The sequence below is a fragment of the Acinetobacter sp. NIOH-H-8 genome, from assembly GCF_046635365.1.
Lineage (GTDB): Bacteria > Pseudomonadota > Gammaproteobacteria > Pseudomonadales > Moraxellaceae > Acinetobacter.
In genome coordinates, this window is the sequence record NZ_JBHDVN010000001.1 from 19,896 (window position 1) to 45,748 (window position 25,853).

The following is a 25,853-nucleotide window of genomic DNA, read 5'->3' on the forward strand; positions in this document are numbered from 1 at the left end:
TCAGAAAAATATAGATTATCCTATGATTTTAAAGAATTATTTCTTGTGTAAAAGAAATAATTTATAACAAGAAAAATCTTTAAAAGGTTTTTTTAGCTATAAAAAAATTGAATAATGAATAAAACATAAACCACCAATAGGGCAGAGATGACCAAGAATTATTATGAAATATTAGGTGTACCTCGAGATGCAACTGTTGAGCAAATTAAAAAAGCTTATCGTAAACTTGCCAGAAAATATCATCCCGATGTCAGTAAAGAAGCTGATGCAGAAGAGCATATGCAACAGTTAAACATTGCTTACGATGTGTTAAGTAATGATGAAAAAAAAGCAGAATATGATTTTGAATTAGACCATCCACAGAATAGCCAGGGTAGGGATGCTCATCAATATTATTCAAATATGGGCGGACAGGATTTTACAGGGTTTGAAGACTTGTTTGGTCGCTTTGGTGGCGGTTTTGGTGGTTTCAATGAACAGCGTTATCAGGGTCGAGCATCCTATAGAGGTGATGATCAACACGCGACTCTAGAAGTAGATTTGGATGTTGCATTCCATGGTGCAACTCAAAATGTCACTTTACAGATTCCAACTATCAATGCGTACGGGCAAGCAGAAGTACAGCGTAAAGTCTTAAAAATTAAAATTCCAAAAGGCATGAAAGCAGGGCAAAAAATTCGTTTAACCGGACAGGGGCAACCGGGTATTCATGGGGGTGAAAATGGTGATCTGTATATTGAAATCCAATACAAAGCTACAGATTCAACTTATGCTGAAAACGCGGATGTCTATCATCATCTGAAGATTAGTCCATGGGAAGCAGCACTTGGACAATCGATTACGGCAAGCTTACCCAATGGTAAACAACTCAATATTCAAATTCCAAAAAATGCCAAAACAGGTCAACAATTACGTTTAAAAAATCAGGGGATTCCTGCTAAAGATGCAGGGCATTTATTCCTCATCCTCGATATTGTGCAACCACCTGCACAAACCGAACAAGAACAACAGGCTTATGAAGCATTTGCAGCAGCATTCTCCAAATTTAAGCCGAGATCATCATAAGGAGTAAAATTATGACGACAGTTAAATATTATGAGGTGGTCTTAGAAGATATCCAACAGGCAGAAGTTGTAGATGAGCAACAACGTTATGATTTAAATAGTTTTGCTCAAGTTTGTGGTCAAAGTCCTGAATGGATTCTGCAACTGATTGAATACGATATTTTGCCGAATCGCGTAAATGCATCAGATTTATATTTTTTAGTGGATGATGTGGCACGTGCACAAAAAGCGTATCGTTTACAGCGTGATTTTGATGCAAGTTTTACTGCTGTAGCCATGATGTTGGATTTAATCGAAGAATTAGAGAAACTTCGACGTTTATAGACACAGAACAAAGTAATACGCTGGTCAATTTAGCTTATGTCCTTAGGATGGGCAGAAACGTTGTTGATGCCAGATTTGAAATGTCGGCAACTCTCTGGAAAAATGCCCTGGCAGCCTTGCATTTAACTGGCTAGCGCAATCCGATAATAAATAATAACAAACCCACCGCTCAGTTAGCATACAGTAAGTAAAGAAGTGGTTGACTGTGATCATAAAAATAACAGCTCAAGCAGGAGGGAAGCTAGATGGCCAAGTATACTGATATCAATAGTTTTAATACCTTAGAAACATTAACCGTCGGTTCAGAACACTATCAGATTTTCAACCTATCCAAATTGCAAGTGCAGTTGGGCGACCTGTCCCGGCTGCCCAAATCTTTAAAGGTCTTGCTAGAAAATTTATTACGTTTTGAAGATCAGCTCACGGTGAAGACCGAGCATATTCATGCCTTGGCAGGATGGCTTAACGACCGAACTTCAGAACAGGAAATCCAGTATCGTCCGGCACGGGTGCTGATGCAGGATTTTACCGGTGTTCCTGCAGTGGTTGATCTTGCTGCAATGCGTGCAGCAGTGGCCAAAGCCGGCGGTGATCCGGAAAAAATTAATCCGTTGTCACCGGTGGATTTAGTCATCGATCACTCGGTGATGGTCGATTACTTTGCCAGCCCGCAAGCTTTTGAGCAGAATGTTACCATTGAGATGCAACGCAACGGCGAACGCTACCAGTTTCTGCGCTGGGGACAGGCGGCACTCAATCAGTTTCGCGTGGTGCCGCCAGGAACCGGGATTTGCCACCAAGTCAATCTGGAATATCTGGCACAAGTGGTCTGGAGCAATGAGGTCGATGGGCAGCGCTTTGCCTTTCCTGATACCTTGGTCGGTACCGATTCACATACCACCATGATCAATGGCTTAGGCGTGTTAGGCTGGGGGGTAGGTGGTATTGAGGCGGAAGCGGCCATGCTAGGCCAACCGATCTCCATGCTGATTCCGGAAGTGATCGGCTTTAAGCTTACCGGTAAACTCAAAGAAGGGATTACAGCAACTGATCTGGTGCTGACCATTACCCAGATGCTGCGCCAAAAAAGCGTAGTTGGAAAATTTGTCGAATTTTATGGTGATGGCCTGGCCGATTTACCCTTGGCGGACCGTGCCACGATTGCCAATATGGCACCGGAGTATGGCGCTACCTGTGGCTTTTTCCCGGTTGATGAGGTGACGCTTTCCTATTTACGTTTAACAGGACGTCAGCCGGAAAGAATTGCCTTGGTAGAGGCTTATAGCAAGTTGCAAGGATTATGGCGCAATCCGGGGGATGAACCCGTCTTTACAGATACGCTGGCTTTAGATATGTCGACGGTAGAAGCCAGTCTGGCAGGTCCGAAACGCCCACAGGATCGTGTACTATTGTCACAAGTGCCGAGAACCTTTGATGCCTTCATGGATCTGACCTTGAAACCGGTCAAAGAAGAAAAAGAGCGTCTGGAAAATGAAGGAGGGGGAGGTACGGCTGTTGAAGCGAGACAGGCCAACCTGCCCCATGAAAATGTTTTTTGTATGATTGAGGGTAAAAAATATCCGTTGCAGCATGGTGACGTGGTGATTTCAGCGATTACCTCCTGTACTAACACTTCGAATCCCAGTGTCATGTTGGCAGCAGGGCTATTGGCCAAAAAGGCAATCGAAAAAGGTTTGCAGCGGAAACCCTGGGTGAAAAGTTCACTGGCTCCAGGTTCCAAAGTGGTTACCGATTATCTCAATGCAGCAGGGTTGACGCCTTATTTGAATCAACTGGGTTATAACCTGGTAGGTTATGGTTGTACCACCTGTATTGGTAATTCGGGACCTTTACCTGAAGCGATTGAAGAAGCTGTGCAATGTTTCGATTTGAATGTAGCCTCAGTGCTTTCCGGAAACCGTAACTTTGAAGGACGAGTGCATTCTTTGGTGAAAACCAATTGGTTAGCATCTCCCCCCTTGGTTGTTGCCTATGGTTTGGTCGGGAATATTCGAACTGATCTCACTGCTGAGCCGATAGGTGAAGGCTTTGATGGGCAAGCAGTTTATTTAAAAGATATTTGGCCGACACAGATGGAAATTGATGCCGCACTGCAGAACTTGAATACTGAGATGTTCCATAAAGAATATGCGGAAGTGTTTGAAGGTGATGCCAAGTGGAAAGCGATCCAGATTCCTCAAAGTCAAACCTATACTTGGGATGAACAATCGACCTATATCCGACATCCACCCTTTTTTGCAGAAATTGATCAGCCGGTGCGACCAATTCAGCAGATCAAACAGGCACGGATTTTGGCTGTATTGGGAGATTCAGTCACGACGGACCATATTTCCCCTGCAGGCAACATCAAAAAAGATAGTCCTGCCGGACGATATTTACAGCAACAGAGGGTTGATGCAAAAGACTTTAACTCTTATGGATCCCGCCGTGGCAACCATGAGGTGATGATGCGAGGCACCTTTGCCAATATCCGCATCAAAAACGAAATGCTGGGTGGGGAGGAAGGTGGCAATACTCTGCATATTCCAAGTGCAGAAAAACTCTCGATTTATGATGCGGCAATGCGCTATCAGGCAGAACAAACCCCACTCGTGATTATTGCCGGGAAAGAATATGGCACCGGTTCTTCACGTGACTGGGCGGCCAAAGGCACCAACCTATTGGGGGTGAAAGCAGTGATTGCTGAAAGTTTTGAGTGGATTCACCGTTCTAATCTGGTCGGCATGGAGGTGTTACCTTTACAGTTTGTGGAGGGTCAGAACCGGTAGATCTTGAACCTGACCGGGCATGAAACCCTATCAATTCTAGGATTGTCGGATGATATTCATCCGCATCAAATGCTGAATGTAGAAGTGCAACATACCGATGGTACATATAGCCATTTTCAGGTGTTGTGTCGTATTGATACCTTGAATGAGGTGGAATACTTTAAGGCAGGTGGGATCTTGCACTATGTTTTACGCAATTTGCTCGCTTCCTAAATTGGATGATGAAAACCCGACACCGGCCACAATGCCGGCCAGTTAAGCAGTTTTACTGACTTATTTATGCGAAATGATTTTAATGACATTATGATTTTAATGACATTGCAAATTATGACCAAATTGAAAGAACTCTGCGAAACTTAGTTCAAGAAGGTGAGCTAATTAAAGTGGGTTATGGTATTTATACCAAAGTAAGAAAAAACCAAATGACCAGAAAAATAATACCAGCCTGTCTAGAAGGCGCTGATGCAGTGATCTTCGAGGCATTAAAAAGATTGGATGTACAGATTACGTTGGGTAAGGCTACGGAAAATATTTATCTGGTCAACCCACCCAGATTCCAGTCTTTACTCAAATTAAAACCCTACATCGTTTTATACGCCAATTGTCTGTAGGTTGTAGCCAATTAATGCCTGATATAAAAACAGTTTGCAGATGTCGCTGATGGACTTGGTATTGGTGCAATTTCTATGTGTAGACAGGTAAGTGTCCGCCGAACCTGATATGATCCTCGAAAGTTAGACGGTTGATTAAGCAGCTTTAAGGACTGATTTCTATATACAAAGGGAGAGCCTTTTAATATCACCTTGATTCATCATATTGAAATACTGGTACTACAAAATAGCACTATTCATGTGATTGAACCGTACCGGGTTTGTCGGAGACTTTTTATTTAAGTTAGGCCACAAACTCAAAAGGTGGCACATAATCTAGCGCACTATGTAAACGTTCTTTATTGAACCAATCTACTCAGTTTAGTGTCGCAAGTTGTACATCTGCTAAACCTCGCCAATCTGCTTTTAAGTATTCAATCACCTCTGTTTTGTATAAGTCATTCACAGTCTCAGCCAAAGCAATATCATATGAATCACCAGTCGTACCGACTGATGCTCGTAAATTTGCTGCCTCTAAACGATGACATTGTTGTCAAAATGCAGGGTATTGGTGGCTCCCCTTAGGGGCATAATTTGTTGAAGCCTAGGTTTACTACTAAAAAATTAAAAAATCGTACAAAATAGGAGCTTAGAGCTCCCATTTTTATATTAACTTTCTAAGTCTCTATGTTAATTTGAAGAATACTTCATCATAACGTCCGAATACAGCTATATTTTTTTGATTTCTACAATATCACTTGATTCAATGAGCGATTGGATATTACCAAATAAACTTTGAATATAATCAGACGCTATATGGATATCTAAATCCTCTCTGCTACGCCATTCTTCTAAGAAGAAATATCTACTCGAGTCATTTTCGCTAATATAAAGCTCATATTTCAAGCACCCTTCTTCGTGAAGCGTAGGCTCTATTACACTTTTTAAAAGCGCTTCTAACGTCTCTTTTTGATCTGACTTTGCCTTAAAGTTCGCAATTATTGAAATAGTCATTATTTCACCTTGAATTTGTTTTAGAAGTTTTCTAGTACAATTTTGCCTTTTGACTTACCTGATTCAAACAACTTATGCGCCTTCTCCAAGTTTGCAGCGTTAATTTTGCCTAGATTTTGGTTGAGGGTACTTCTAATTTTTTGCTGGTCAACTAATTGGGCAACCTGTTGCAATAGATCACCTTGCTTTTCAATATCATCGGTTTCATACATTGAACGGGTGAACATCAACTCCCAATGGATAGAAATAGATTTAGTCTTAAACGGCATAATATCAAATGTTTGTGGATCATCGATCAATCCAAGCTTGCCTTGTGGTGCAATCAGAGAAACTATTTGCTTGGTATATGTTTCTGTATAATTTGTAGAGAATACGTATTTTGGTTTTTCAATGCCTAGTGCTTCGATTTGTTCGTTTAAATCTTTGCTATGGTCGATGACATGGTCGGCACCCAGTGATTCCACCCAAGATTTCGTTTCTTCACGTGAAGCTGTTGCTATAACAGTCAGATTTGTTTTTGCTTTTAGGAGTTGGATAGCGATTGATCCTACACCACCTGCACCACCAATAATTAAAATACTGCCAACTTCTGTTTCTGAAATTTGAAACCGATCAAACAGCATTTCCCATGCCGTTATTGCAGTTAATGGCAATGCTGCTGCTTCTGCATTAGATACTGTAATTGGTTTAAGACTGATAATTCGTTCATCGACTGCTTGAAACTCAGCATTACTACCATCTCGGGTTAAATCGCCAGCATACCAAACAGAATCTCCTACTTTAAACGAGGTAACTTTTGAGCCAACTTCGATAATTTCCCCAACGGCATCCCAACCTAAAATACGATTATTTGCTTCAGACGAATTTTTTCTCACTTTGGTATCAACTGGATTCACAGAGATTGCCTGAACTTTTACCAGTACATCACGCTCCTTAAGCGTAGGCTTCGCTTTTTCAATATCTACCAATGAATTTTTAAAATCATCATGGTTATTTATAACATACGATACGGCTTTCATAAATTTGTCCTCAACTTTAAAAAAATATAGTAAAAATGGGAGCGAGGTGCTCCCATTTTTTGTTATTCAATAATTAAAACTCTTGGCTCGTTGGGCGTAAAACAATTTCATTAATATCTACATCCGCAGGCTGTTCAATTGCATAAGCAATTGCTCGAGCGACTGAGTCAGCTGGTATGGCTTGTTTGTAGAAATCAGTAACAAACTCTGAACTTTCTTTATGAGAAGAACCGAATTTTAGTTCTGACTCAATTGCACCAGGCTCAATAGTAGTCGTTCTAATTGTTCCCCCAACTTCATGACGAAGTCCTTCAGAGATGGCTCTTACAGCAAACTTAGTACCGCTATAAACAGTACCTCCTGGACTAAATACTTTTATCCCTGCAACAGATGCGAGATTAATAAAGTGTCCAAAGTTTTGTTTTTGGAAAACAGGTAGGGTAGCTGCTATACCATAAAGAACACCTTTAATATTGATGTCGATCATACGATCCCATTCATCAACTTTTAGCTCACTTAATGGTGCAATAGACATTAATCCAGCATTGTTTACCAATACATCGATTTGACCAAATGCGCTTAATGCCTTTTCAATAAGTGCTTGTACTTCCTGTGGTTTGGTTATATCCATACCAATAAATTCAGCTTGACCACCTTCTGCACGAATGTCGTGAACAATAGCCTCTAATTTTTCAGTACGTCTAGCACCAAGTACAACCTTTGCACCTTTTTTAGCAAGGAAGCGAGCAGTAGCTTCACCTAAACCACTACTTGCACCAGTGATAACAACAACTTTATTTTCGATATTATTCATACAAGTAACCTTCAACCTATCTGTCAATCATATTTGATGGGTTAAGTATCACAGCCTTGTTATATATAATAAATGAATAATATTATCTTTCAGAATTCCTATTTACGGAATAATTGCCATAACACAGGATTGGACATGCATAACAAATTGGAAATGATGCGTATCTTTTGTGTCGCAGCAGAGTCTCGAAATTTTAAAGAGGCAGCAACTCAGCTGGGTATTTCCCCACAGGTAGTGACACGGGCAATAAAGGAGCTAGAAGCGCAGCGTGGAGAGATTCTGTTTTACAGGAGTACTCGACAAATTAAAATTACTGCTGATGGTGAGCGTTTGGCAAAGCAAGCACGTTTTGCGGTGGGATCGATCGATGCTTTGTTTGTAAAAGACACCAAGGAAAAACGAGATGAAATGCGTGGGACTGTCCGTCTTACTGTGTCGTCTGTGTTAGGGCGTAAATTGGTAGTACCTGCACTAGCAGAATTTGCCACACGTTATCCAGATATTGTCGTGGATTGTGTGCTAACAGATTCACACTCGGATGTGATCGATGAGCGGATAGATATCGGGATCAGATTTGGATTTTTGCCGGACAATCGATATGTGGCAAGGGAATTGGCTAAAGTGAACTTTTATTCTGTGGGTACGCCAGAGTTAATTGATAAGGTCGGAATGCCTAAAAAAATTATTGACCTTGATAAATACCCTCTAACAGCACTAGTCGATCATAAAACAGGGCGTTACTGGCCATGGACATTCACCGAAAGTCGAAACTTTACGCCATCAAATCCCCGTTTTATTACAGATGATCTAGAAGCTGAATTTCAAGCTATTCTCGCTGGAGTTGGATTCGGACACATGCCTGGATTTCTAGTTTTGCCGTGGCTTAGGAGTGGTAAGCTCATTCAGATACTTCATGAGGAAACCTCTCCCGTTTGGCGCCTGTATTTATATCGTCCACAGCGGGGCCCGACACCTTTGCGAATCCGAGCATTGTTTGATTACTTAGCGGAAGTGCTGGGCCATATAGAAACCTGAATCAGAAGGAACTAACCTTTTTTCTAGAAAGTAGAAATCAGATAAGACCATCATGTATTTAGAGTAACTACAATTTTTCCTATTTGCTGATTTGATTCAAGATAGCGCTGAGCGTCATGCATGTTCTCAAAGTTAAAGCAACGGTCGATCACTGGACGAAGATATCCTGCACCTATACTGCTAAGAATAAATCGTCTGGCTTGCTCTCTTAGAACAGGGTCATGGAGAACCTCAAGGAACAAAAAACCTCGCATGGTTAAGCTCTTGCGTAATGCAACTTTAAGGGGAAATGGTGTGATCTCCGGGCTAAGCGCACCATGCATAACCATCGTTCCTCCCACAGACATCGCTTTTGCAATCTGTTCAATATGTGGCCCTCCTACAGCATCGAAGGCGACATCAAGATGTTCTCCACCTAAACGTGAAACAAGCGCCTCATACAAATCTGGTTCATCTTCACTGGCTATAACATTTTTAACACCGAGATCCAGTAAACGTTGCTTTTTCTCTATCGTCTGTGTACTTGCAATGACCTTAGCACCCGCTGCTTCAGCGATCTGTATCGCAGCTAGTCCTACGCTACTTGAAGCTGCTGTGATCAAGATCGTTTTGCCTTTCGAAACTCCACCAGCATGGATTACACCACCCCAAGCCGTCAAATACTGCATCCAGATTGAAGAAGCTTCTTCCCAGCTTAGACTATCAGGTTTGTGAACTAAAAAAGTTTCTGGAATCAGAAGTTTGTCCGCATATGTCCCATATTTGGCTAGATTGTCAGTCGGAAGAATCGATACTGCATCTCCTGGAGAAAATTGGCGTACACCTTCACCTATTGCCAGAACTATGCCTGCTCCCTCATATCCCAGGCGAGAAGGGAATACTGCCTTTTGAATATAAGTACCACGCCGAAACATTACGTCAGCCCGATTGAGTCCGATCGTTTTCATCTGTATTAGAACTTCTCCTGCGGCTGGTAAAGCCACAGGAAGTGTTTCTAATGTCAGAACATCTGTATCTCCAATACTATTGAAGCGCCAAGTCTTGGCCTGAAGTGCGTTAAATGACATCAATCACGACCTTAATATTGGCAGAGCGATCTTGAACAGCATCATGAGCTTCAATCGCTTGGTCTAGAGTAAAATGACGAGGATCAACAATAGGACGCAGTTTACCTTCCTCAACGAGACGAGTCGCGATCTTAAGGATATCACCATGATGAGCACGGCGATTGCCTGTTAACATCGGCATTAGGACGAATACCCCAGACACTGTGGCACACCGTAGAGATGAACTCGCTAAATTATGATTACCAAATGCAGCACAGCTGGTAATGTGGCCATAGTGAGTTGTCATGGAAAGTGAAGCTTCGAGTACTGGACCACCCACAGTGTCGTAAACAATGTTAAAACCTTGACTCTCAGGGCTTGCAGCAATAATGTCATCGGAAGATGCTGTTGTGTAATCGAGAGGTGTTGCACCGAGTTCTGAAATCAGTGATTGATCAGCTGTACGACCAGTCGCCCAAACATTTGCATCAAGTGCTTTTGCAAGCTGAACCACCATATAACCAACGCCACCAGCACCACCCTGAACCAGTACAGTTTGCCCTGGTTGGACCTTCGCATTATCCACTAAACCTTCCCAAGCGGTAAGGAACGTTAATGGTAGTACTGCTGCCTCGCGCATAGAGATATTGCGTGGCTTTAATGCGATCAGATCAGCATCTGCTACAACATATTCTGCTAAAGATCCTTGAAGACCACGAACGCCACCAATCAGACCGTAAACTTCATCTCCGACGTTGAAGTGAGTGACACCTTCACCAATAGCAGTTACAACCCCAGCCATATCTGTTCCTAACACGGCAGGAAGCTCTGGCATAGCATATGGTGCTTCACCAAGACGAATTTTATAATCAATAGGGTTTACACCACTAGCATGAATACGTACTAGAACTTGCCCAGCCTCTGGTTGAGGTATAGGGAGTTCTACACGTTTAAATTCATGATCACCAAAATTTTCTAAGATAAGAGCATTCATCATCTTATTCATAATTGTTCCTTATTTTTAACTGGGGGATGATGTGCACAGTACCAAAGTTAATTAATCCAATAAATGATATTTATAGGATTTAATAATTCCTAAATAATGAATAATAAATATCATCCGCTCACTAAAAATATTCTAGTACAGTCTGTAAAGGCAGTTTAATCTAAACTGTCGGTAGTATTTTCAAGGCTTGAAATATTCAAAATATCTACAAAGTGGCTAAAAGTTGGAAACATAATTCTAAAAGGTCCCAGCATTACAAAGAACATGAGCCAAAATAAAAATGGGAGCTAAAAGTCCCATTTTTTTTGTGACTTTCGCATAAGTTCTATGATGTTAATTTAAAAAAACTAAAAACAGGGATAGAAAATTTTCGCTAAAGAGCTTTTTGATTTTCGATTTATAAAAAATATTGCTTTTTTTATACTATGGGGTACTATAGTATTTATGCTAGCAAATAAGGAGGTCTGATGCCTAATCAGGTTGAAGACAAAAAAAAGATTCTTCTACGCGTCAGAAAGATCAAAGGTCAGACGCAAGCGATTGAAAAAGCGTTAGAAGACAATGTGGAATGTGGTGCAATTCTGCAACAAATATGCTCTGTGCGTGGTGCTATTAATGGTTTAATGAATGAGATGTTAGAGGTTCATTTAAAAGACACTTTAGTATCGGGTGAAACCACAGAACAACAACGAAAAGAAGAATTGGCTGAAATCGCCAAGATTCTAAAATCATATTTAAAATAGATCTGTATAAGGAATTATTCCATGAAGTCACGTGCTGCCGTTGCGTTTGGTCCTGGTCAACCTCTTCAAATTGTTGAGGTTGATGTTGCACCACCGAAGAAAGGTGAAGTATTAATCAAGATCTCCCATACCGGTGTGTGTCATACAGACGCATTTACTTTATCTGGCGATGATCCTGAAGGCGTTTTTCCGGCTATTCTCGGGCATGAAGGTGCTGGTGTTGTAGTTGAGGTTGGTGAAGGCGTGACTAGCGTCAAACCAGGTGATCATGTAATTCCACTTTACACTGCTGAATGTGGCGAGTGCGTATTCTGTAAATCTGGAAAATCGAACTTGTGTATTTCCGTTCGCGAAACTCAAGGTAGAGGCGTAATGCCAGATGGTACCACTCGTTTTTCCTACAATGGTCAACCGATTTACCACTATATGGGCTGCTCAACGTTCAGTGAATACACTGTAGTGGCAGAAGTATCATTGGCTAAAATCAATCCTGAAGCCAATCACGAACATGTCTGCTTACTGGGTTGTGGGGTAACAACGGGTATCGGTGCAGTACATAACACGGCTAAAGTACAAGAAGGTGATAGTGTTGCGGTCTTTGGTTTAGGTGGTATTGGTTTGGCAGTCGTACAAGCCGCACGTCAAGCTAAAGCAGGGCGTATTATTGTGGTTGACATGAATCCAGATAAATTTGCGCTGGCAAAAGAGTTTGGTGCAACGGACTTCTTGAACCCTAAAGACTACGATAAACCAATCCAGCAAGTCATTGTCGAAATGACTGGCTGGGGTGTAGATCATTCATTTGAATGTATTGGCAACGTGAATGTAATGCGTGCAGCCCTTGAAAGTGCACACCGTGGCTGGGGACAATCCGTAATTATTGGTGTAGCTGGCGCAGGTCAAGAAATCTCTACCCGTCCATTCCAACTAGTTACTGGTCGTAAATGGTTAGGTTCTGCTTTTGGTGGCGTAAAAGGTCGCACGCAACTTCCAGGAATGGTTGAAGATGCCATGAAAGGTAAAATTCAATTAGAACCATTTGTGACACATACGATGGGCTTGGATCAGATCAATGAAGCCTTTGATCTAATGCATGAAGGTAAGTCAATTCGTACTGTAATTCATTACGAATAATTCCGTCAGACCTTATACGATTCCATGCATGTGCATCATGAATGACATGCATGGAATCCTCTAAAACGGCACATTATCTGTAAAACACATCTAACTGTGCAGGCATCGTGTATAGGTTTAATCAACCTGCCTACATTTTAAATCTTTATCACTATTCTCTGTGGAGAATGTCAGACTCTTTGTTTACTCGATTTCTCATGAAGTCTTGCTCAACATAGGTAATTGATTATGGAAATAATTGAGAAACATGCTTCTTTTGGTGGATCGCAAGAAGTGTATCGCCATCAGTCAATAGCATTAAACTGTTCAATGAAATTCTCAATATATCTGCCACCTCATGATAAAGATGAGCGGTTGCCAGTTTTATATTGGTTATCAGGACTGACTTGCAACGAACAGAACTTTATTACTAAAGCCGGAGCACAAAAGTATGCGGCTGAACATAAAGTCATTATTGTTGCACCAGATACCAGCCCACGTGGAGAGGATGTACCAGATCATGCAGATTATGATTTAGGCCAAGGCGCAGGATTCTATGTAAATGCAACAAAAGCACCCTGGTCACAGCATTTCAAAATGTATGATTATATTGTGGAAGAGCTCAGAAATCTGATTGACCTGAATTTTCCGACCAACCTAGTCCAAAGCATTATGGGGCATAGCATGGGTGGTCATGGTGCATTAGTAATTGGTTTAAAAAACCCTGAGCTGTATAAAAGTATTTCTGCTTTTGCACCAATTGTTGCACCTAGCCAAGTACCTTGGGGGAAAAAGGCTTTCACACACTACCTAGGTGAAACCGAAACTTTATGGAAAAGCTATGATGCGATTGAATTAATCAAAAACGCTGAAGTTCATTTACCTCTTTTAGTCGATCAGGGAACAGCTGATGATTTTCTTGAAGAACAGTTAAGGCCTAAGCTTCTTAGTGATATTTGTTTGGAACAAGAATATCCTCTTACACTTAACCTAAGAGAAGGGTATGACCATAGCTATTACTTCATTGCGAGCTTTATAGAGAAACATCTAGAGTTTCACAGCAAATTCCTAGCTAAATAACTTTCATAGATATGAGGATGTACATGTTGTTCTTGAATGCCTCTTGAGCAATATAATTTCCAGATGAAGAGGTCAGCTTATAAATCTAAGGGCGAATCAATTGATCCTTATATAACTAAGATTGAATTTAATCATCTCATATCTTAATTTTCTGATTCAAATGTTAATGGTATTAACTTGAATAAATTCATAGCATTATGCCGAAATAAAAAAACCAGATTTTGGCTCAGCTATGGGAATTTTTTTTAACTTTTATACAACAAAACTTTCTGACATGCATCCATTAGCAATGTCAGAATCGTTTTAATTCTAATCAATTGTGGAGTCTTAGTCATGCTTAAAACAGCTTTATATGTCCGCCTTGAAGCTAAACCGGGTAAAGAAGACGAAGTGGAAGCTTTCCTTAAAGCCGGTTTACCTATTGTGATGGAAGAACCCGCGACAGTTGCGTGGTTTGGCCTACGTCTTGGACCTACAACATTTGGTATATTTGATGCATTTCCTGATGAGGCGGGTCGCCAAGCACATCTATCTGGCAAGGTTGCAGCTGCTTTGATGGCTCAGGCCGATGAGCTATTTTCAGAGCCACCGTCTATTGAAAAAGTAGATGTTTTGGCGAGTAAACTACCAGCTTAAACCGACGCTTAAATGTATGAGTGTGCTGCCTGAAATTTTGAATGAAAGGCAGCACTTTAACCCTGTGAGGTTTGTCAGAGGCTTTTTATTCAAGTTGGGCTACTTTATTTATTGGCTTAATCTCATCATTTAAATGGGTCAATATCCAGAACAGGGCAAGGTAAATAAACGAATGCAACTATTTACATGCTTTATATTGAACCAATCTATCTAATTTACTGTCGCATTTGTACATCTGTTAAACCGTGCCAATCTGCTTTTAAAATATTTAATCATTGATATTTTGTATGAGCCATTCACTGTTTCAGCCAATGCGTTCACGACCATGTCAATAGTTATACATGTTGATACCTTCCATCCAACAATCGCTCGTGAAAATACATCAATAATAAAAGTGGTATAGAACAAGCCTGAATGTGTTTAACCATCACTAAAGTCGCCAAGCTGAAATAATTTTTATAAAAATAGACGACTGGTCTATTTTTATGTATAGTTAGCACATGGTGCAGTCAAAAGCCGCAGTGTTGTCCAATTTTTTTAAAGTTTATTTGATGAATAACGGTGGTTTTTCAAATCAATTAGTTGATCATCCTAGGATAAAAATATGCTGAATTTTAACTTTTATAATCCGACCCGCATTATTTTTGGTGGCGATACAATAGCTAAAATCAATGACTATGTGCCTACAGAAGCAAAAGTATTAATGTTGTTTGGTGGTGAAAGTGCACGTAAGAATGGTACTTTAGCTGAGGTGCGTGAAGCATTAGGTGCAAGAGAAATTCATGAATTTGGCGGAATTGAGCCGAATCCGAGTTATGAAACCCTCATGAAAGCTGTAGAGCTGATTCGAGAACAAAAGATAGATTTCTTGATGGCTGTCGGTGGTGGATCGGTAATTGATGGTACTAAATTTATTGCAGCAGCAGTCAATTATACAGGGGATGCATGGGAGATTTTAGAAACCCATGGTACTAAAATTACCCAAGCTTTGCCTTTTGCGAGTGTACTCACCCTTCCAGCAACTGGTTCAGAAATGAATAGCGGTGGGGTAGTCACCAGAAAATCGACCCAAGCCAAATTGTCATTTAGCAGTCCCTATGTTTTTCCACAATTTTCCGTACTCGATCCGAATAAAACTTTTAGCTTGCCGACGCGCCAGTTAGCAAATGGCGTGGTCGATGCATTTATTCATGTCATGGAACAGTACTTAACTTACTCTGTGAATGCACAAGTACAAGATCGTTTTGCCGAAGGTCTATTGCAAACTCTGATTGAGATTGGACCGAAAATCTTTGAAGATTCAGCAGATTATGACACGCGTGCGAATTTGATGTGGTCTGCTAGCATGGCACTGAATGGGCTAATTGGAGCTGGGGTACCACAAGATTGGTCAACCCATTTGATTGGACATGAGCTCACGGCTTTACATGGTATTGATCATGCTCGTACCTTGGCCATTGTGTTACCGGCCAATCTACAAGTGCGTCGTCAAGAGAAGCGAGAAAAATTACTACAGTATGCAGCTCGTGTCTGGCAGATTGTCGAAGGTGATGAAGAACAACGTATTGATACTGCTATTGCTCGTACTCGAGCCTTCTTTGAGCAACTTGGATTGCCGACTCGTCTTAGCGATTATGGACTGGGGGAGACAGATATTGAGATCATCATTACGCAACTTAAATCACATAATCTTACACAGCTAGGCGAACATAAAAATGTTTCATTAGAGATCAGTCGCCAAATTCTCGAGATGAGCATCTAAGCTAAATGCGCGTATCTAGCATGCTCTGACCCTGTAACAATGCTCCTCAATCATGAAAATTATCGGAGAAATAACATGAAAATTTTAATCGTTTTAACCTCACATGATCAACTTGGCAATACTGGTAAGAAAACAGGTTTCTGGCTAGAGGAACTTGCTGCACCGTATTACACCTTTATTGACTCTGGTGCTGAAGTTACGTTGGCGTCGCCTCAAGGTGGGCAGCCACCACTAGATCCGAAAAGTAATTTAGCAGATGCACAAACTGAAACCACTCATCGTTTTGAAGCTGATCCAACTGCAATGCAAGCATTGGCACAGACGCATAAACTTAGCGAAATTTCTGTAGCTGATTATGATGCAGTGTTTTATCCAGGCGGGCATGGCCCATTGTGGGATTTAGCAGAAGATCCGATTTCAATTTCTCTGATAGAACAGGCGATTCAGTCTGGCAAACCTGTTGCAGCAGTGTGTCATGCCCCAGGTGTTCTTCGTCATGTGAAAGCGAGTAATGGAGCGCCTTTAGTTAGCGGTAAATTAGTGACTGGTTTCACCAATACTGAGGAGGCCGCTGTAGGTTTGACTGAAATCGTACCATTTTTAGTTGAAGACATGCTTAAAGAAAACGGTGGTCATTATTCTAAAGTAGATGATTGGCAAGTATATGTTCAAGTAGATGGCTTGCTGGTTACTGGACAAAATCCAGCATCTTCTGCTGCAACTGCCTCAGCATTACTTCAATTGTTGAAATAAAGAGTAGCTAGTGCCTGTTGTGGTGCTTAGTAGTGAATAAACTTCTAACTCTGAGCAACTGGCTCAATAAGCAAAATAACCGTCACTTAATGGTGAGGGGCCTGAGTGAATAGCTTTCCTTCCTTTATTTTTCTATATACAGGAAGGATGGGTATTTAATGTAGATCAATTAAGTCATGATGACTTGGATACACAGTGAAATGAAAGACAGTAAACTTTTTCAAAACTTAAGCTTAGGCCCTTATGTTTTGAAAAACCGTATTGTATTGCCACCATTAACGCGGTCGCGTAGTACTCAGCCAGGGAATATTCCAAATGAACTGATGGCAACCTATTATCAACAGCGTGCCGGGGCAGGATTTATGGTCACCGAAGGTACGCAAATCGAGCCACGTGGTCAAGGCTATGCTTGGACTCCAGGTATTTACAGCCCTGAACAGATTGCTGGATGGCGTAAAGTGACGGAAGCAGTGCATGCTAAAGGAGGTATTATTTTTGCACAACTTTGGCATGTTGGGCGTGTTTCACATACATCTTTGCAACCCGATCATGCATCACCGGTCGCGCCTTCGGCTATTAAGGCTGATAATAATGTTAAAGTCTTTATTGAGACCGGGCCCAATGCAGGTGCCTTGGCTGATCCTTCAATGCCACGTGCTTTAAGCAATGCAGAAGTTAAAGAATTAGTGCAACTCTATGCTCAAGCCGCACGCAATGCCTTGGCTGCTGGTTTTGATGGAGTTGAAATTCATTGTGCAAATGGTTATTTGGTAAATCAATTTATCTCTGCACATAGTAACCACCGTGAAGATGAATATGGTGGATCACTAAACAATCGTTTGCGTTTTTTACGTGAAGTAGTACAGGCAGTTGCTGAGGTGGTTGGTGCAGATCGTTTAGGAGTGCGTTTTGCCCCACTATTTGAAAGTACAGAGGAAGATCGTGTGTACATGGGGTTGGTTGAAGATGATCCACATGTGACTTATATTGAAGCCATAAAAATACTTGAAGAAGTTGGGATTGCCTATCTATCTATTGCAGAAGCTGATTGGGATAATGCACCAGAACTTCCTCACGATTTTCGTAAAGATGTCAGAGACACTTTCAGTGGTCGTATTATTTATGCAGGTCGATATACGGCAGAAAGAGGGACTCGAATTTTAGAGGCAGGACTGGCCGATTTAATTGCATTTGGACGCCCATTTATTGCGAATCCAGATTTACCCGATCGCATCGCTAATGGCTGGCCATTGAATGCAGTAGATGCAAGCACTATGTATGGTGGGACGGAAAAAGGCTATATTGATTATCCAGCTTACGCAGATTAATCTCGACTAAGTGAGTTATTTTGCCAACCTTTGTGGTTGGCAAAATAAGGACTTAGGATTGCTGTTGCCAGCACAATTTCTTGTTAAAACAAATTCTTAAAATTTTTTAGCTGTGTAATGAGCCAACCTGCCAGTGGGAAAGAAATCAGTTGCGTTACTGGCACTAATACTATGACTTCAATCAACACCATCATCGGGAAACTTTGATGCTGAGTAATTGGCTTTAATAAAGTGAGTACTAGTAATAGTGTGGGATATAAGCCTAAATATCCGACTAAAATACGAGTCATGAGGGCTTTAGAAGGAGAATTCATTGCGCGCTATACTCATTGATTGTAAATCGATCTAATAGCAATACATGAATAAGTAATCATTGGGTTGCTATCATAAACCATTAATTATGTTGTTGATATTTAATTTAATTTTTATGAATCTTCGCTTTTTAATAGAAATTTAGTTGCTCTCAGAGCTTGATGTAATGGCGTTTTATCTTTTTGCAACTTACTCAGTAATGCTGCACCTAACCACATTTGGTAAAGTACTTGTGCCAACGTCGAGGCCTCAGTATCTGCTTGGATAGACTGATCCTGTTTTCCCAAATCAATTAAAGCAGCAATCCGTTGGATTACATCATCGACGCCAGCGGACATAATGGAGCGCATATCTTCAGATAGATCGGCAACTTCTGCGGCAAGTTTCACAATTAAACAGCTATCCGCCCAACCACACTGTGTTTCAGGATCTTCTATCCATAAATTAAAATACTCAATCAGCTTTTGATAAGGGGATTTATCACTACGCCATACATCATTTAAACGGACTTGGTAATTATCCACATAATGTTGTACCAATTCACATCCGAAAGCTTCCTTGGATTGGAAATAATGATAAAACGAGCCTTTAGGGATCTCACAGCTCTGTAAAATTTCCTGTAATCCTACACCAGTAAAACCTTTATGCAAAATCAGGTCTGAACTGGTATTAAGAATGTGTAAGCGCTTCGCTTCAGACTTTTTAATAGGAGTAGGCTTCATATTAATTATTTACTCTATTGTAAAAAAATAGACCGGTCGTATTGTTTTTTATTATAACTCATCTACAATGGATGTAAAGAAATTTTAATCATAATTTTTGATTATGAAGAGAAATACTTTTAAATAAAACATGGAGTTATATGTGTGAAAACAGTTATTAATCAACGCATCGTTTTAGCTCAACGGCCAGTGGGTGAGCCAAAACACAGCGATTTTCGTATTGAACAAGTTGAGCTCAATGAACTTAAACAAGGCGAGATATTGTTAAAAACCATTTACTTGTCACTCGATCCTTATATGCGTGGTCGCATGAGCGATGCTCCTTCATATGCAGCACCGGTTGAAATTGGCGAAGTGATGGTCGGTGGAACAGTCAGTCAAGTGGTGGCCTCTAAAAACCCAAAATTCAAAGAAGGAGAGTGGGTTCTTTCAGGAAATGGCTGGCAGGGCTACGCAATTTCTAATGGGTCTGCCTGTCAAAGCTTAGGTATGCAACCTGAACATCCATCTTGGGCATTGGGTATTTTGGGAATGCCAGGATTTACTGCTTATATGGGGTTGTTGGACATTGGTCAGCCTAAAGCCGGTGAAACTTTAGTCGTTGCAGCTGCAACGGGACCTGTTGGTGCTACGGTTGGACAGATTGGCAAAATTAAAGGTTGTCGCGTGGTTGGCATCGCAGGTGGGCCTGAAAAATGTCGTTATGCAGTAGAAGAACTCGGCTTCGATGCTTGTATCAATCATCATGATGAAAATTTTACAGAACAATTACAACAAGCAGCTCCCAACGGTATTGATATTTATTATGAGAATGTGGGGGGTAAAGTGTTTGATGCGGTATGGCCATTGCTTAACTCTGCGGCACGTGTACCGGTGTGTGGTGTGGTTTCCCAGTATAACGCTACCGAGCAAGCACAAGGGCGAGACCGTTTACCGGGCTTTATTTCCACCCTTTTAAAAAAGCGTATTCGCATGCAAGGCTTTATTATTTTTGATGATTATGGCAGTCAGTATCCGGAATTCTATCAGCAAATGTCTGAATGGTTGAAAGACGGAAAAATCAAATATAAAGAGCATATGGTGCAAGGTTTAGATAACACGATCAATGCTTTCAATGGTATGTTGAAGGGCGAAAACTTTGGCAAAGTGGTTGTAAAACTTTAAAAAAATAGGAATTATCATGATTACACTACATCATTTAGATCAATCACGTTCTTTTCGCATTTTGTGGTTACTTGAAGAAATCAAGCAGCCCTATGAGCTGATACGCTATTATCGTGACTCAAGCACGCATTTGGCCCCTGAATCTTTAAAAACCATCCATCCTTTAGGGAAATCTCCAGTATTGGAATGGGATGGCAAAGTTATTGCAGAGTCAGGCGCAATCGTTGAGTTATTAATTCAGCAACTTGCGCCGCATTTAGCACCAGATATGGATGAACCTACCTATGTCGATTATCTACAGTGGATTCATTTCTCAGAAAGCTCTGCCATGCTGCCATTTTTGTTAAAAACGTTTAATGCGATAGAAACCAAGCAGGGTACGAAGTTGGTATTTCTAGAAAATTATACTCAAGTTGAGTTCGATAAAGTATTTAGCTATTTAAATGAATATTTAAAAGATAAAGAATTTCTAGTGGCAGACCGTTTAACCGGTGCTGACTTTATGATGGGCTTTGGACTACATGCTTTAGTTTATCATATGGGACAAGGTGAAAACTATCCGCATATCCAACGTTACGTAGCAGGTTTAAGCCAACTACCTAGCTGGCAAGCCGCAGTACAAGTTGAACAAAATGGTGTGAAAAGTCAAAAATAGCAAGATTGAACCGTACCGGGTTTGTCGGAGACCAACTTTCCTGAGATGAGAAGCATTGCTTCGCACGACGTAGCGAAGCGTAGTGTTCCGATGAAAAAAGTAAAATATACCCCTGAAATCAGAGATAGAGCGGTTCAATTATTGATTGACTACCAAGACGGTATCTCAGGTGAGTGACTTTACGTATATTCAAACAAATTCAGGTTGGGTCTATACCGCCTTTATTATTGATGTGTTCTCACGAGCAATTGTTGGATGGAAAGTATCAACACGTATGAATACAGATATGGTGCTCGATGCACTGGAGCAAGCATTGCACGATTGAGGTATGCCAAGGAATGTGATTCATCATTCCCATAGAGGTGTTCAATACCTTTCCATTCGCTATACCAATCGTTTAGGAGCAGAAAATTTACGAGCATCAATCGGTACAACGGGGACTCATACGATAATGCTTTGGCTGAAACAGTGAATGGCTTATAGAAAACAGAGATGATTGAATATTTAAAAGCAGATTGGCAAAGTTTAGCAGATGTACAACTTGCGACATTAAATTGGGTAGATTGGTTTAATAAAAAGCATGTACACAGTGCACTAGGTTATGTATCGCCTTTTGAGTTTGAAGCAATGTACTATGATAAGATTAACCCGTTAGGTCAGGTGGCCTAACTTAAATAAAAAAATTTCCGATAAATCCGGTAAGGTTCAAAATGCGATTTATGGATTTTTTATGTAAAAAAAAGTAATATCTGTTTTATTGTTAAATTATAACAATTAGTATAAATACACCTATGATTTACAGATGAAAAAGGTAGTTAAATGAAATATTTTCTAAGTTTAACTTTGTTAGTTTTAGCAATGACTGGGTGTACTTCGAGTCCAAAGACTGAAACTTTACAAGATAAGGCTACAAGCAATACTTCAGCTGATACGCAGGTCCTTAAATTTTCTGGTCCAAATGGTTTATTAATTTTTCTGAAATCATCGGATAACTTTGAAACTGCTTTAATGACTGATAACTCAGGCATGGTATATCGTTTAAAGCAAACAGTTGCTGGTAGTGGTATTCGTTTAGCTAATAATAATGGAGTTTCAATTCACTTTAAACGTGGTGAAGGGGTTGTTGAATTTGTAAAAGACCAGCCAATCAGCATTACTGAAGTAAAATAATAAGGTTTAAACTTTAAGAGAACCCCACACCATAATCTACATACCGAAAGTTGGACACTATTCCTTGAAATGTGGTCAAACATGATCAAGGACTAATTCGCACTCTGTTAATGGGTGAATTCAAACATGAGGTGCGACAGTTGCAAAAGCCTTATGATAATCTGTGTGATTCATAGACATCACTTCAATATAATGGGTGTCTATGAACAGAGAAATTCAACAAAGACTCGTATGGGTTAAATTATTTGAAGAGACCAATAATGCTGGCCTGGTTTGTCGAAGATGTGGTATTTCTAGACCAACTTTACGCAAGTGGTGGAAACGATATTCTGAACAAGGTATTGATGGATTAAGTAGTCATAGTAAATGTCCCTTGAAATCGCCAAATACTAAAATCAATGCTGAGCTAGAAGCTTTAATATTGGAAATGCGCTCAGCTAGAAATCTTGGTGCTCGACGTTTGCAAACCGAATTAATGAGCTGCACGGAGTCTCGTTGTCCTTGGCGACTATCCATAAAGTACTATCCACCCATTAAGTCAAACCGATTAAAAAATTCCGTCGTAAAGTGGATTACATTTGTTATGAACGTCCATTACCAGGCGATAGAATTCAAATGGATACCTGTAAACTGGGTCCTGGACTATATCAGTACACATCTATCGATGACTGCACACGATATCGCATTTTAAGGATATATAAACGCCGAACAGCTGCGAATACACTCGACTTTTTAACTGTGTAATTGAATAAATGCCTTTTCCCATACAGCGAATACGGACCGATCGTGGACGAGAATTCTTTGCTGAAAAAGTACAGAAAAAATGATGCAGTATGGGATCAAATTTAGGCCGAATAAACCGGGTTCACCTCATCTGAATGGCAAGGTAGCGCTCACAAAAGACTGATGAATCTGAGTTCTACGCTACTGTAGATATCGATTCAGAGGAAATTCAGAGCAAACTGGCAGAATGGCAGCATTACTATAACTGGATGAGACCACATTCAGCTTTGAAAGATAAAACACCGATGGAAAGGTACTTGAATTATGTGAAGAAACTCCTTTCTTAGGTGAAGTCCAGAAGCAATACGACCCCTCAAATGAACGGATTCAACATGCCAATGACAAGATGTATTTAGAGATTGTTAAATTGAAACGATCTCTATGAGTTACGTATCTATATCATTTTTACTAATATAAAAACATATGAATAAAAATCACGCCCCGTTTAACTGGCAATAGTTTTTGAACCCTGTTATAAAATCTTAAAAAAATCTAGCAAGTCTTTATTTAATGTCAATACTCATCCAGTATTGAGGTTTTTTATCTTTTCTTGCCTGTGATCTAGGTTGTAATACTCTAATTTCATACTCACCTGAAGCAGGTAAAATATAAATACCATTATCATCAAGCTCTGGAGAATATTCTCCAAGATTGATGGAGTCTTTTAATTGATTACCCCATAAGTAAGCTTCAACATTTCCTCCAGTCAACTTCACTTTTAACTTTTGCCCTTTTTTAGCATAAAATTTGTAGGAATCATACTTGTATCCATCTATCCTTCCGTAATAATTTGCAGAGTAAGCTTTTTTAGCAAACTTAACTACAATAGTCTTCCGTATATCATTGTTATCATTTGCAAGTACGACAGGGCTAACTATAGTTAAAGTTAGGGTTATCAAAGCGCCAGCTAGTAATTTCGTATTCGCTATTTCCATAATAAGGTTACCCTAATTCTTGTATCGCTCTTGACATAATAACATAACTAATAAGTAACCATGAATCATGGAGCAGAAATGTGAATAGTCATAACATGGGGTTGCACTTCAAATGCCAATTTAAGACTTGCAAAATCAATGGTTAATTAATTGGTTACTAGGGAATAACCAATCTAAATATAAATTTTATTTAACAATTACTTATAAAAATATGTGATGCGTATGATACGCATCATATGAATATCGCTTAAATTTGCTATAATTGAATTGAGCAGTGCCATTTGTGGTTAGGTTAAAAATTCATGAGTCTTACTGAAATTAAGGTACGTCAAGCTAAACCAAAGGAAAAAATCTATTTTCTGGCAGATGATGATGGCTTAAGTTTGAAAGTAGAACCAAACGGGCGTAAATCTTGGAGTTACCGCTATTCACTTACAGGGACAAATAAACGTCCTCGCATGAAGTTGGGTGAATATCCTGTAATGTCCTTGAAAGAGGCCAGATCAGTCCGGGATGAATATAAATTTAATAATTATGAAAATAAACCACTGCATAAAAAATACATCAAAACTTTTCAGGATATTTGTGAAGAATGGTTAGAATTTAAAATTAAAAATTCCTTTGAAGATGAACCACGATGCGGTGTAATTCAGCTCGCAAAAAAATGTTTAGATCAGGATGTTTATCCAAATATTGGACTAATGCCATTTATTGAAGTTAAAAGATATGATCTAGTTAAGATTATTAAAAATATAGAATCTAGAAATGTAAAAGAACCTGTAAAGAAAGCCTATAGTTATTTAAATCAGATTTATGATTATGCTGTAGCAATGGGTTACTGCGAATATAATATTGCCCATGGTCTTCATAAAATATTAATCAATAATAAAATTAAAAAAAATTATCCGTATTTAAACTCAGATGAACTATCTAGATTCTTAGCTAGATTAAAGCAGGTTAATACAGATCCTATTATTAAAAAAGCCCTATTATTTAAATTATATACAGGCGTCCGTGGTGGAGAATTATTGCTTTGCGAACCACATCACTTCGATCTAGATAAAAAAATATGGAAAATACCAGCCTTACATATTAAACAATATAGAAGAAAGGTTATTTTAGGTCATGATATCCCTGATTTTTTTGTTCCACTATCTGATCAAGCACTTGAAGTTGTGAAATCAGCACTCGTTTGGTCTCATGGCGAAAAATATGTGTTTTCTAGTCCCCGAAATAATAATAAACCTATTCATTTTAATACGCTGAACTTGATTATCAGAAAAATGGGATATACTAAAAATGAATTAACTTCTCATGGATTACGATCGACATTTAGTACCATATTAAATGAATCCGGTTTATTTCAATCAAATTGGATTGAAGCACAGCTATCTCATACTGATAAAAATAAAACCCGTGCAAGTTATAATCATGCAGAATATTTTAATCAGCGTATGGAAATGATGCAATGGTGGGGCGATTTTATTGATAGTTGTACTGTAGACCTCTTGCGTTAGTCAAGATTTACACAGCCTAAAGCTACATTTAATAAGGTTTTAGCCAATTCAAAAATTAGGCAAAACGATACTTTCGCAAGAGGTCTTGTAAATTAATGGTTATGAAATCCAAGTTTTAATTAGAATAGGCTTTGTTGCACCAACCTATTCACCGCCATAAATCATTATCTAATGATTTCTCTTAACTCTTAAAGTTTATGACGGTGTTGAACGTGTTCGATTGAATCTTAAGCAAGGTAAATGGATAGAAGAGAACTTCATTAAGTCGTATCAAATATTCTTGAAAAATAGGCATTTCATTTCACATTAGAGCGAGAATCTCATGAGAAAGTTGCCTGATTGAATGTAGTGAATAGATTCATTGCATAATTGTTGACTAAAATTTTCTATATCAGCCTGTTTAAGATTAATCGGGCTGATTCTGTTAGGTCGAATATAATAGCGACCTGCTTTAATCATTTTTATTTGAACTTTATTTT

22 protein-coding genes and 6 pseudogenes are annotated in these 25,853 nt (G+C 39.7%); 18 read left to right on the plus strand and 10 right to left on the minus strand.

All coding sequences use genetic code 11. The features are described from left to right. Positions 1–147: 147 nt before the first annotated feature. The 3 genes and pseudogenes from ACEWB7_RS00105 (at position 148) to acnA (ending at position 4,390) form a co-directional block, all read left to right on the plus strand. Positions 148–1,065: a DnaJ C-terminal domain-containing protein gene (locus ACEWB7_RS00105; RefSeq protein ID WP_005237571.1), complete on the plus strand. Its 918-nt coding sequence runs from the start codon at positions 148–150 to the stop codon at positions 1,063–1,065. A gap of 11 nt (positions 1,066–1,076) precedes the next feature. After that, the gene (locus ACEWB7_RS00110; RefSeq protein WP_004780103.1) at positions 1,077–1,388 is read left to right on the plus strand and encodes a chaperone modulator CbpM; all 312 of its coding nucleotides are present in this window, start codon (positions 1,077–1,079) and stop codon (positions 1,386–1,388) included. A gap of 245 nt (positions 1,389–1,633) precedes the next feature. Further along, positions 1,634–4,390: pseudogene (gene acnA / locus ACEWB7_RS00115) on the plus strand (aconitate hydratase AcnA). Between the two features lie 681 nt (positions 4,391–5,071). Here acnA and ACEWB7_RS00120 read toward each other — a convergent pair. The 4 genes and pseudogenes from ACEWB7_RS00120 to ACEWB7_RS00135 all read right to left on the minus strand — a co-directional run. Further along, positions 5,072–5,311: pseudogene (locus ACEWB7_RS00120) on the minus strand (integrase core domain-containing protein); the annotation flags it as partial. 185 nt (positions 5,312–5,496) lie between these two features. After that, positions 5,497–5,781 carry a putative quinol monooxygenase gene (locus tag ACEWB7_RS00125; RefSeq protein ID WP_045795876.1) on the minus strand — a complete coding sequence of 95 codons (285 nt, stop codon included), beginning with the start codon at positions 5,779–5,781 and terminating at the stop codon, positions 5,497–5,499. A gap of 20 nt (positions 5,782–5,801) precedes the next feature. Next, entirely contained in the window at positions 5,802–6,800 is a 999-nt protein-coding gene (locus ACEWB7_RS00130; protein ID WP_411580307.1) for a zinc-binding alcohol dehydrogenase family protein, read from the minus strand. A gap of 73 nt (positions 6,801–6,873) precedes the next feature. Beyond that, positions 6,874–7,614, minus strand: coding sequence for an SDR family oxidoreductase (locus ACEWB7_RS00135; protein WP_034706153.1), 741 nt, complete (start codon positions 7,612–7,614; stop codon positions 6,874–6,876). Positions 7,615–7,749: 135 nt separating this feature from the next. Here ACEWB7_RS00135 and ACEWB7_RS00140 point away from each other — a divergent pair, with 135 nt between their 5' ends. Continuing rightward, positions 7,750–8,649, plus strand: coding sequence for a LysR family transcriptional regulator (locus ACEWB7_RS00140; RefSeq protein ID WP_411580308.1), 900 nt, complete (start codon positions 7,750–7,752; stop codon positions 8,647–8,649). A 50-nt stretch (positions 8,650–8,699) separates the two neighbouring features. Here the strand turns inward: ACEWB7_RS00140 and ACEWB7_RS00145 are convergent, their stop codons facing one another. After that, positions 8,700–9,716 (minus strand): zinc-dependent alcohol dehydrogenase family protein, encoded by a 1,017-nt coding sequence (locus ACEWB7_RS00145; RefSeq protein WP_159123505.1) that lies wholly within the window; start codon positions 9,714–9,716, stop codon positions 8,700–8,702. Further along, positions 9,706–10,701 (minus strand): zinc-dependent alcohol dehydrogenase family protein, encoded by a 996-nt coding sequence (locus tag ACEWB7_RS00150; protein ID WP_125278545.1) that lies wholly within the window; start codon positions 10,699–10,701, stop codon positions 9,706–9,708. Before ACEWB7_RS00150 ends, ACEWB7_RS00145 begins: the two co-directional genes overlap by 11 nt. 467 nt (positions 10,702–11,168) lie before the next feature. On the opposite strand from ACEWB7_RS00150, the gene ACEWB7_RS00155 reads away from it, so the two are divergent. The 4 genes from ACEWB7_RS00155 (at position 11,169) to ACEWB7_RS00170 (ending at position 14,273) form a co-directional block, all read left to right on the plus strand. Further along, complete coding sequence (locus ACEWB7_RS00155) at positions 11,169–11,444, plus strand: metal/formaldehyde-sensitive transcriptional repressor (protein WP_001133624.1); 276 nt, start codon at positions 11,169–11,171, stop codon at positions 11,442–11,444. A 21-nt stretch (positions 11,445–11,465) separates the two neighbouring features. Then, a complete protein-coding gene (locus ACEWB7_RS00160; RefSeq protein WP_000842149.1) occupies positions 11,466–12,578 on the plus strand; it encodes an S-(hydroxymethyl)glutathione dehydrogenase/class III alcohol dehydrogenase in 1,113 nt (370 codons plus the stop codon). Between the two features lie 228 nt (positions 12,579–12,806). Continuing rightward, positions 12,807–13,637: an S-formylglutathione hydrolase gene (gene fghA / locus ACEWB7_RS00165; RefSeq protein WP_159123504.1), complete on the plus strand. Its 831-nt coding sequence runs from the start codon at positions 12,807–12,809 to the stop codon at positions 13,635–13,637. Positions 13,638–13,970: 333 nt separating this feature from the next. Beyond that, a complete protein-coding gene (locus tag ACEWB7_RS00170) occupies positions 13,971–14,273 on the plus strand; it encodes a putative quinol monooxygenase (protein ID WP_010326125.1) in 303 nt (100 codons plus the stop codon). An 85-nt stretch (positions 14,274–14,358) separates the two neighbouring features. On the opposite strand, the pseudogene ACEWB7_RS00175 reads toward ACEWB7_RS00170, so the two are convergent. Further along, positions 14,359–14,693 (minus strand): annotated as a pseudogene (locus ACEWB7_RS00175) (IS3 family transposase); the annotation flags it as partial. A gap of 184 nt (positions 14,694–14,877) precedes the next feature. Between ACEWB7_RS00175 and ACEWB7_RS00180 the strand changes: the two are divergent. The 3 genes from ACEWB7_RS00180 to ACEWB7_RS00190 all read left to right on the plus strand — a co-directional run bounded on the left by ACEWB7_RS00180 (position 14,878) and on the right by ACEWB7_RS00190 (position 18,116). After that, positions 14,878–16,035: an iron-containing alcohol dehydrogenase gene (locus ACEWB7_RS00180; protein ID WP_312317422.1), complete on the plus strand. Its 1,158-nt coding sequence runs from the start codon at positions 14,878–14,880 to the stop codon at positions 16,033–16,035. Positions 16,036–16,110: 75 nt separating this feature from the next. After that, positions 16,111–16,788 carry a type 1 glutamine amidotransferase domain-containing protein gene (locus ACEWB7_RS00185; protein WP_004915316.1) on the plus strand — a complete coding sequence of 226 codons (678 nt, stop codon included), beginning with the start codon at positions 16,111–16,113 and terminating at the stop codon, positions 16,786–16,788. A 200-nt stretch (positions 16,789–16,988) separates the two neighbouring features. After that, a complete protein-coding gene (locus tag ACEWB7_RS00190; protein WP_159123502.1) occupies positions 16,989–18,116 on the plus strand; it encodes an alkene reductase in 1,128 nt (375 codons plus the stop codon). Between the two features lie 83 nt (positions 18,117–18,199). Here ACEWB7_RS00190 and ACEWB7_RS00195 read toward each other — a convergent pair whose 3' ends face one another. Both ACEWB7_RS00195 and ACEWB7_RS00200 read right to left on the minus strand, forming a co-directional pair. Continuing rightward, the gene (locus ACEWB7_RS00195; protein WP_001087973.1) at positions 18,200–18,430 is read right to left on the minus strand and encodes a hypothetical protein; all 231 of its coding nucleotides are present in this window, start codon (positions 18,428–18,430) and stop codon (positions 18,200–18,202) included. 111 nt (positions 18,431–18,541) lie between these two features. After that, positions 18,542–19,150: a TetR/AcrR family transcriptional regulator gene (locus ACEWB7_RS00200; protein ID WP_004281836.1), complete on the minus strand. Its 609-nt coding sequence runs from the start codon at positions 19,148–19,150 to the stop codon at positions 18,542–18,544. A 144-nt stretch (positions 19,151–19,294) separates the two neighbouring features. Between ACEWB7_RS00200 and ACEWB7_RS00205 the strand changes: the two genes are divergently transcribed. From ACEWB7_RS00205 to ACEWB7_RS00225, 5 genes and pseudogenes are all read left to right on the plus strand, one after another. Continuing rightward, positions 19,295–20,314: an NADP-dependent oxidoreductase gene (locus ACEWB7_RS00205; RefSeq protein WP_159123501.1), complete on the plus strand. Its 1,020-nt coding sequence runs from the start codon at positions 19,295–19,297 to the stop codon at positions 20,312–20,314. A gap of 16 nt (positions 20,315–20,330) precedes the next feature. Beyond that, positions 20,331–20,969, plus strand: a complete 639-nt coding sequence (locus tag ACEWB7_RS00210; protein ID WP_159123500.1) for a glutathione S-transferase family protein — start codon at positions 20,331–20,333, stop codon at positions 20,967–20,969. Positions 20,970–21,138: 169 nt separating this feature from the next. After that, positions 21,139–21,638, plus strand: a pseudogene (locus tag ACEWB7_RS00215) (IS3 family transposase); the annotation flags it as partial. A 150-nt stretch (positions 21,639–21,788) separates the two neighbouring features. After that, entirely contained in the window at positions 21,789–22,139 is a 351-nt protein-coding gene (locus tag ACEWB7_RS00220) for a hypothetical protein (protein WP_004281821.1), read from the plus strand. 202 nt (positions 22,140–22,341) lie between these two features. After that, positions 22,342–23,307: pseudogene (locus ACEWB7_RS00225) on the plus strand (IS481 family transposase). Positions 23,308–23,425: 118 nt separating this feature from the next. On the opposite strand, the gene ACEWB7_RS00230 reads toward ACEWB7_RS00225, so the two are convergent. Then, positions 23,426–23,857 carry a PPC domain-containing protein gene (locus ACEWB7_RS00230; RefSeq protein WP_159123499.1) on the minus strand — a complete coding sequence of 144 codons (432 nt, stop codon included), beginning with the start codon at positions 23,855–23,857 and terminating at the stop codon, positions 23,426–23,428. Positions 23,858–24,159: 302 nt separating this feature from the next. On the opposite strand from ACEWB7_RS00230, the gene ACEWB7_RS00235 reads away from it, so the two are divergent. Together ACEWB7_RS00235 and ACEWB7_RS00240 are read left to right on the plus strand one after the other, a co-directional pair. Beyond that, positions 24,160–25,374, plus strand: coding sequence for a tyrosine-type recombinase/integrase (locus ACEWB7_RS00235; protein WP_341256522.1), 1,215 nt, complete (start codon positions 24,160–24,162; stop codon positions 25,372–25,374). 193 nt (positions 25,375–25,567) lie between these two features. Beyond that, positions 25,568–25,684, plus strand: a pseudogene (locus ACEWB7_RS00240) (hypothetical protein); the annotation flags it as partial. Positions 25,685–25,853 lie beyond the last annotated feature (169 nt).

What these genes read in the sequence shown, in the direction of transcription:
- ACEWB7_RS00180 (WP_312317422.1), top strand. Translation starts at nt 14,878, where the DNA reads ATGCTGAATTTTAACTTTTATAATCCGACCCGCATTATTTTTGGTGGC.
- ACEWB7_RS00135 (WP_034706153.1), bottom strand. Translation starts at nt 7,614, where the DNA reads ATGAATAATATCGAAAATAAAGTTGTTGTTATCACTGGTGCAAGTAGT.
- fghA (WP_159123504.1), top strand. Translation starts at nt 12,807, where the DNA reads ATGGAAATAATTGAGAAACATGCTTCTTTTGGTGGATCGCAAGAAGTG.
- ACEWB7_RS00130 (WP_411580307.1), bottom strand. Translation starts at nt 6,800, where the DNA reads ATGAAAGCCGTATCGTATGTTATAAATAACCATGATGATTTTAAAAAT.
- ACEWB7_RS00110 (WP_004780103.1), top strand. Translation starts at nt 1,077, where the DNA reads ATGACGACAGTTAAATATTATGAGGTGGTCTTAGAAGATATCCAACAG.
- ACEWB7_RS00195 (WP_001087973.1), bottom strand. Translation starts at nt 18,430, where the DNA reads ATGAATTCTCCTTCTAAAGCCCTCATGACTCGTATTTTAGTCGGATAT.
- ACEWB7_RS00160 (WP_000842149.1), top strand. Translation starts at nt 11,466, where the DNA reads ATGAAGTCACGTGCTGCCGTTGCGTTTGGTCCTGGTCAACCTCTTCAA.
- ACEWB7_RS00210 (WP_159123500.1), top strand. Translation starts at nt 20,331, where the DNA reads ATGATTACACTACATCATTTAGATCAATCACGTTCTTTTCGCATTTTG.
- ACEWB7_RS00105 (WP_005237571.1), top strand. Translation starts at nt 148, where the DNA reads ATGACCAAGAATTATTATGAAATATTAGGTGTACCTCGAGATGCAACT.
- ACEWB7_RS00185 (WP_004915316.1), top strand. Translation starts at nt 16,111, where the DNA reads ATGAAAATTTTAATCGTTTTAACCTCACATGATCAACTTGGCAATACT.
- ACEWB7_RS00145 (WP_159123505.1), bottom strand. Translation starts at nt 9,716, where the DNA reads ATGTCATTTAACGCACTTCAGGCCAAGACTTGGCGCTTCAATAGTATT.
- ACEWB7_RS00155 (WP_001133624.1), top strand. Translation starts at nt 11,169, where the DNA reads ATGCCTAATCAGGTTGAAGACAAAAAAAAGATTCTTCTACGCGTCAGA.
- ACEWB7_RS00170 (WP_010326125.1), top strand. Translation starts at nt 13,971, where the DNA reads ATGCTTAAAACAGCTTTATATGTCCGCCTTGAAGCTAAACCGGGTAAA.
- ACEWB7_RS00230 (WP_159123499.1), bottom strand. Translation starts at nt 23,857, where the DNA reads ATGGAAATAGCGAATACGAAATTACTAGCTGGCGCTTTGATAACCCTA.
- ACEWB7_RS00235 (WP_341256522.1), top strand. Translation starts at nt 24,160, where the DNA reads ATGAGTCTTACTGAAATTAAGGTACGTCAAGCTAAACCAAAGGAAAAA.
- ACEWB7_RS00220 (WP_004281821.1), top strand. Translation starts at nt 21,789, where the DNA reads ATGAAATATTTTCTAAGTTTAACTTTGTTAGTTTTAGCAATGACTGGG.
- ACEWB7_RS00150 (WP_125278545.1), bottom strand. Translation starts at nt 10,701, where the DNA reads ATGAATAAGATGATGAATGCTCTTATCTTAGAAAATTTTGGTGATCAT.
- ACEWB7_RS00190 (WP_159123502.1), top strand. Translation starts at nt 16,989, where the DNA reads ATGAAAGACAGTAAACTTTTTCAAAACTTAAGCTTAGGCCCTTATGTT.
- ACEWB7_RS00200 (WP_004281836.1), bottom strand. Translation starts at nt 19,150, where the DNA reads ATGAAGCCTACTCCTATTAAAAAGTCTGAAGCGAAGCGCTTACACATT.
- ACEWB7_RS00140 (WP_411580308.1), top strand. Translation starts at nt 7,750, where the DNA reads ATGCATAACAAATTGGAAATGATGCGTATCTTTTGTGTCGCAGCAGAG.
- ACEWB7_RS00125 (WP_045795876.1), bottom strand. Translation starts at nt 5,781, where the DNA reads ATGACTATTTCAATAATTGCGAACTTTAAGGCAAAGTCAGATCAAAAA.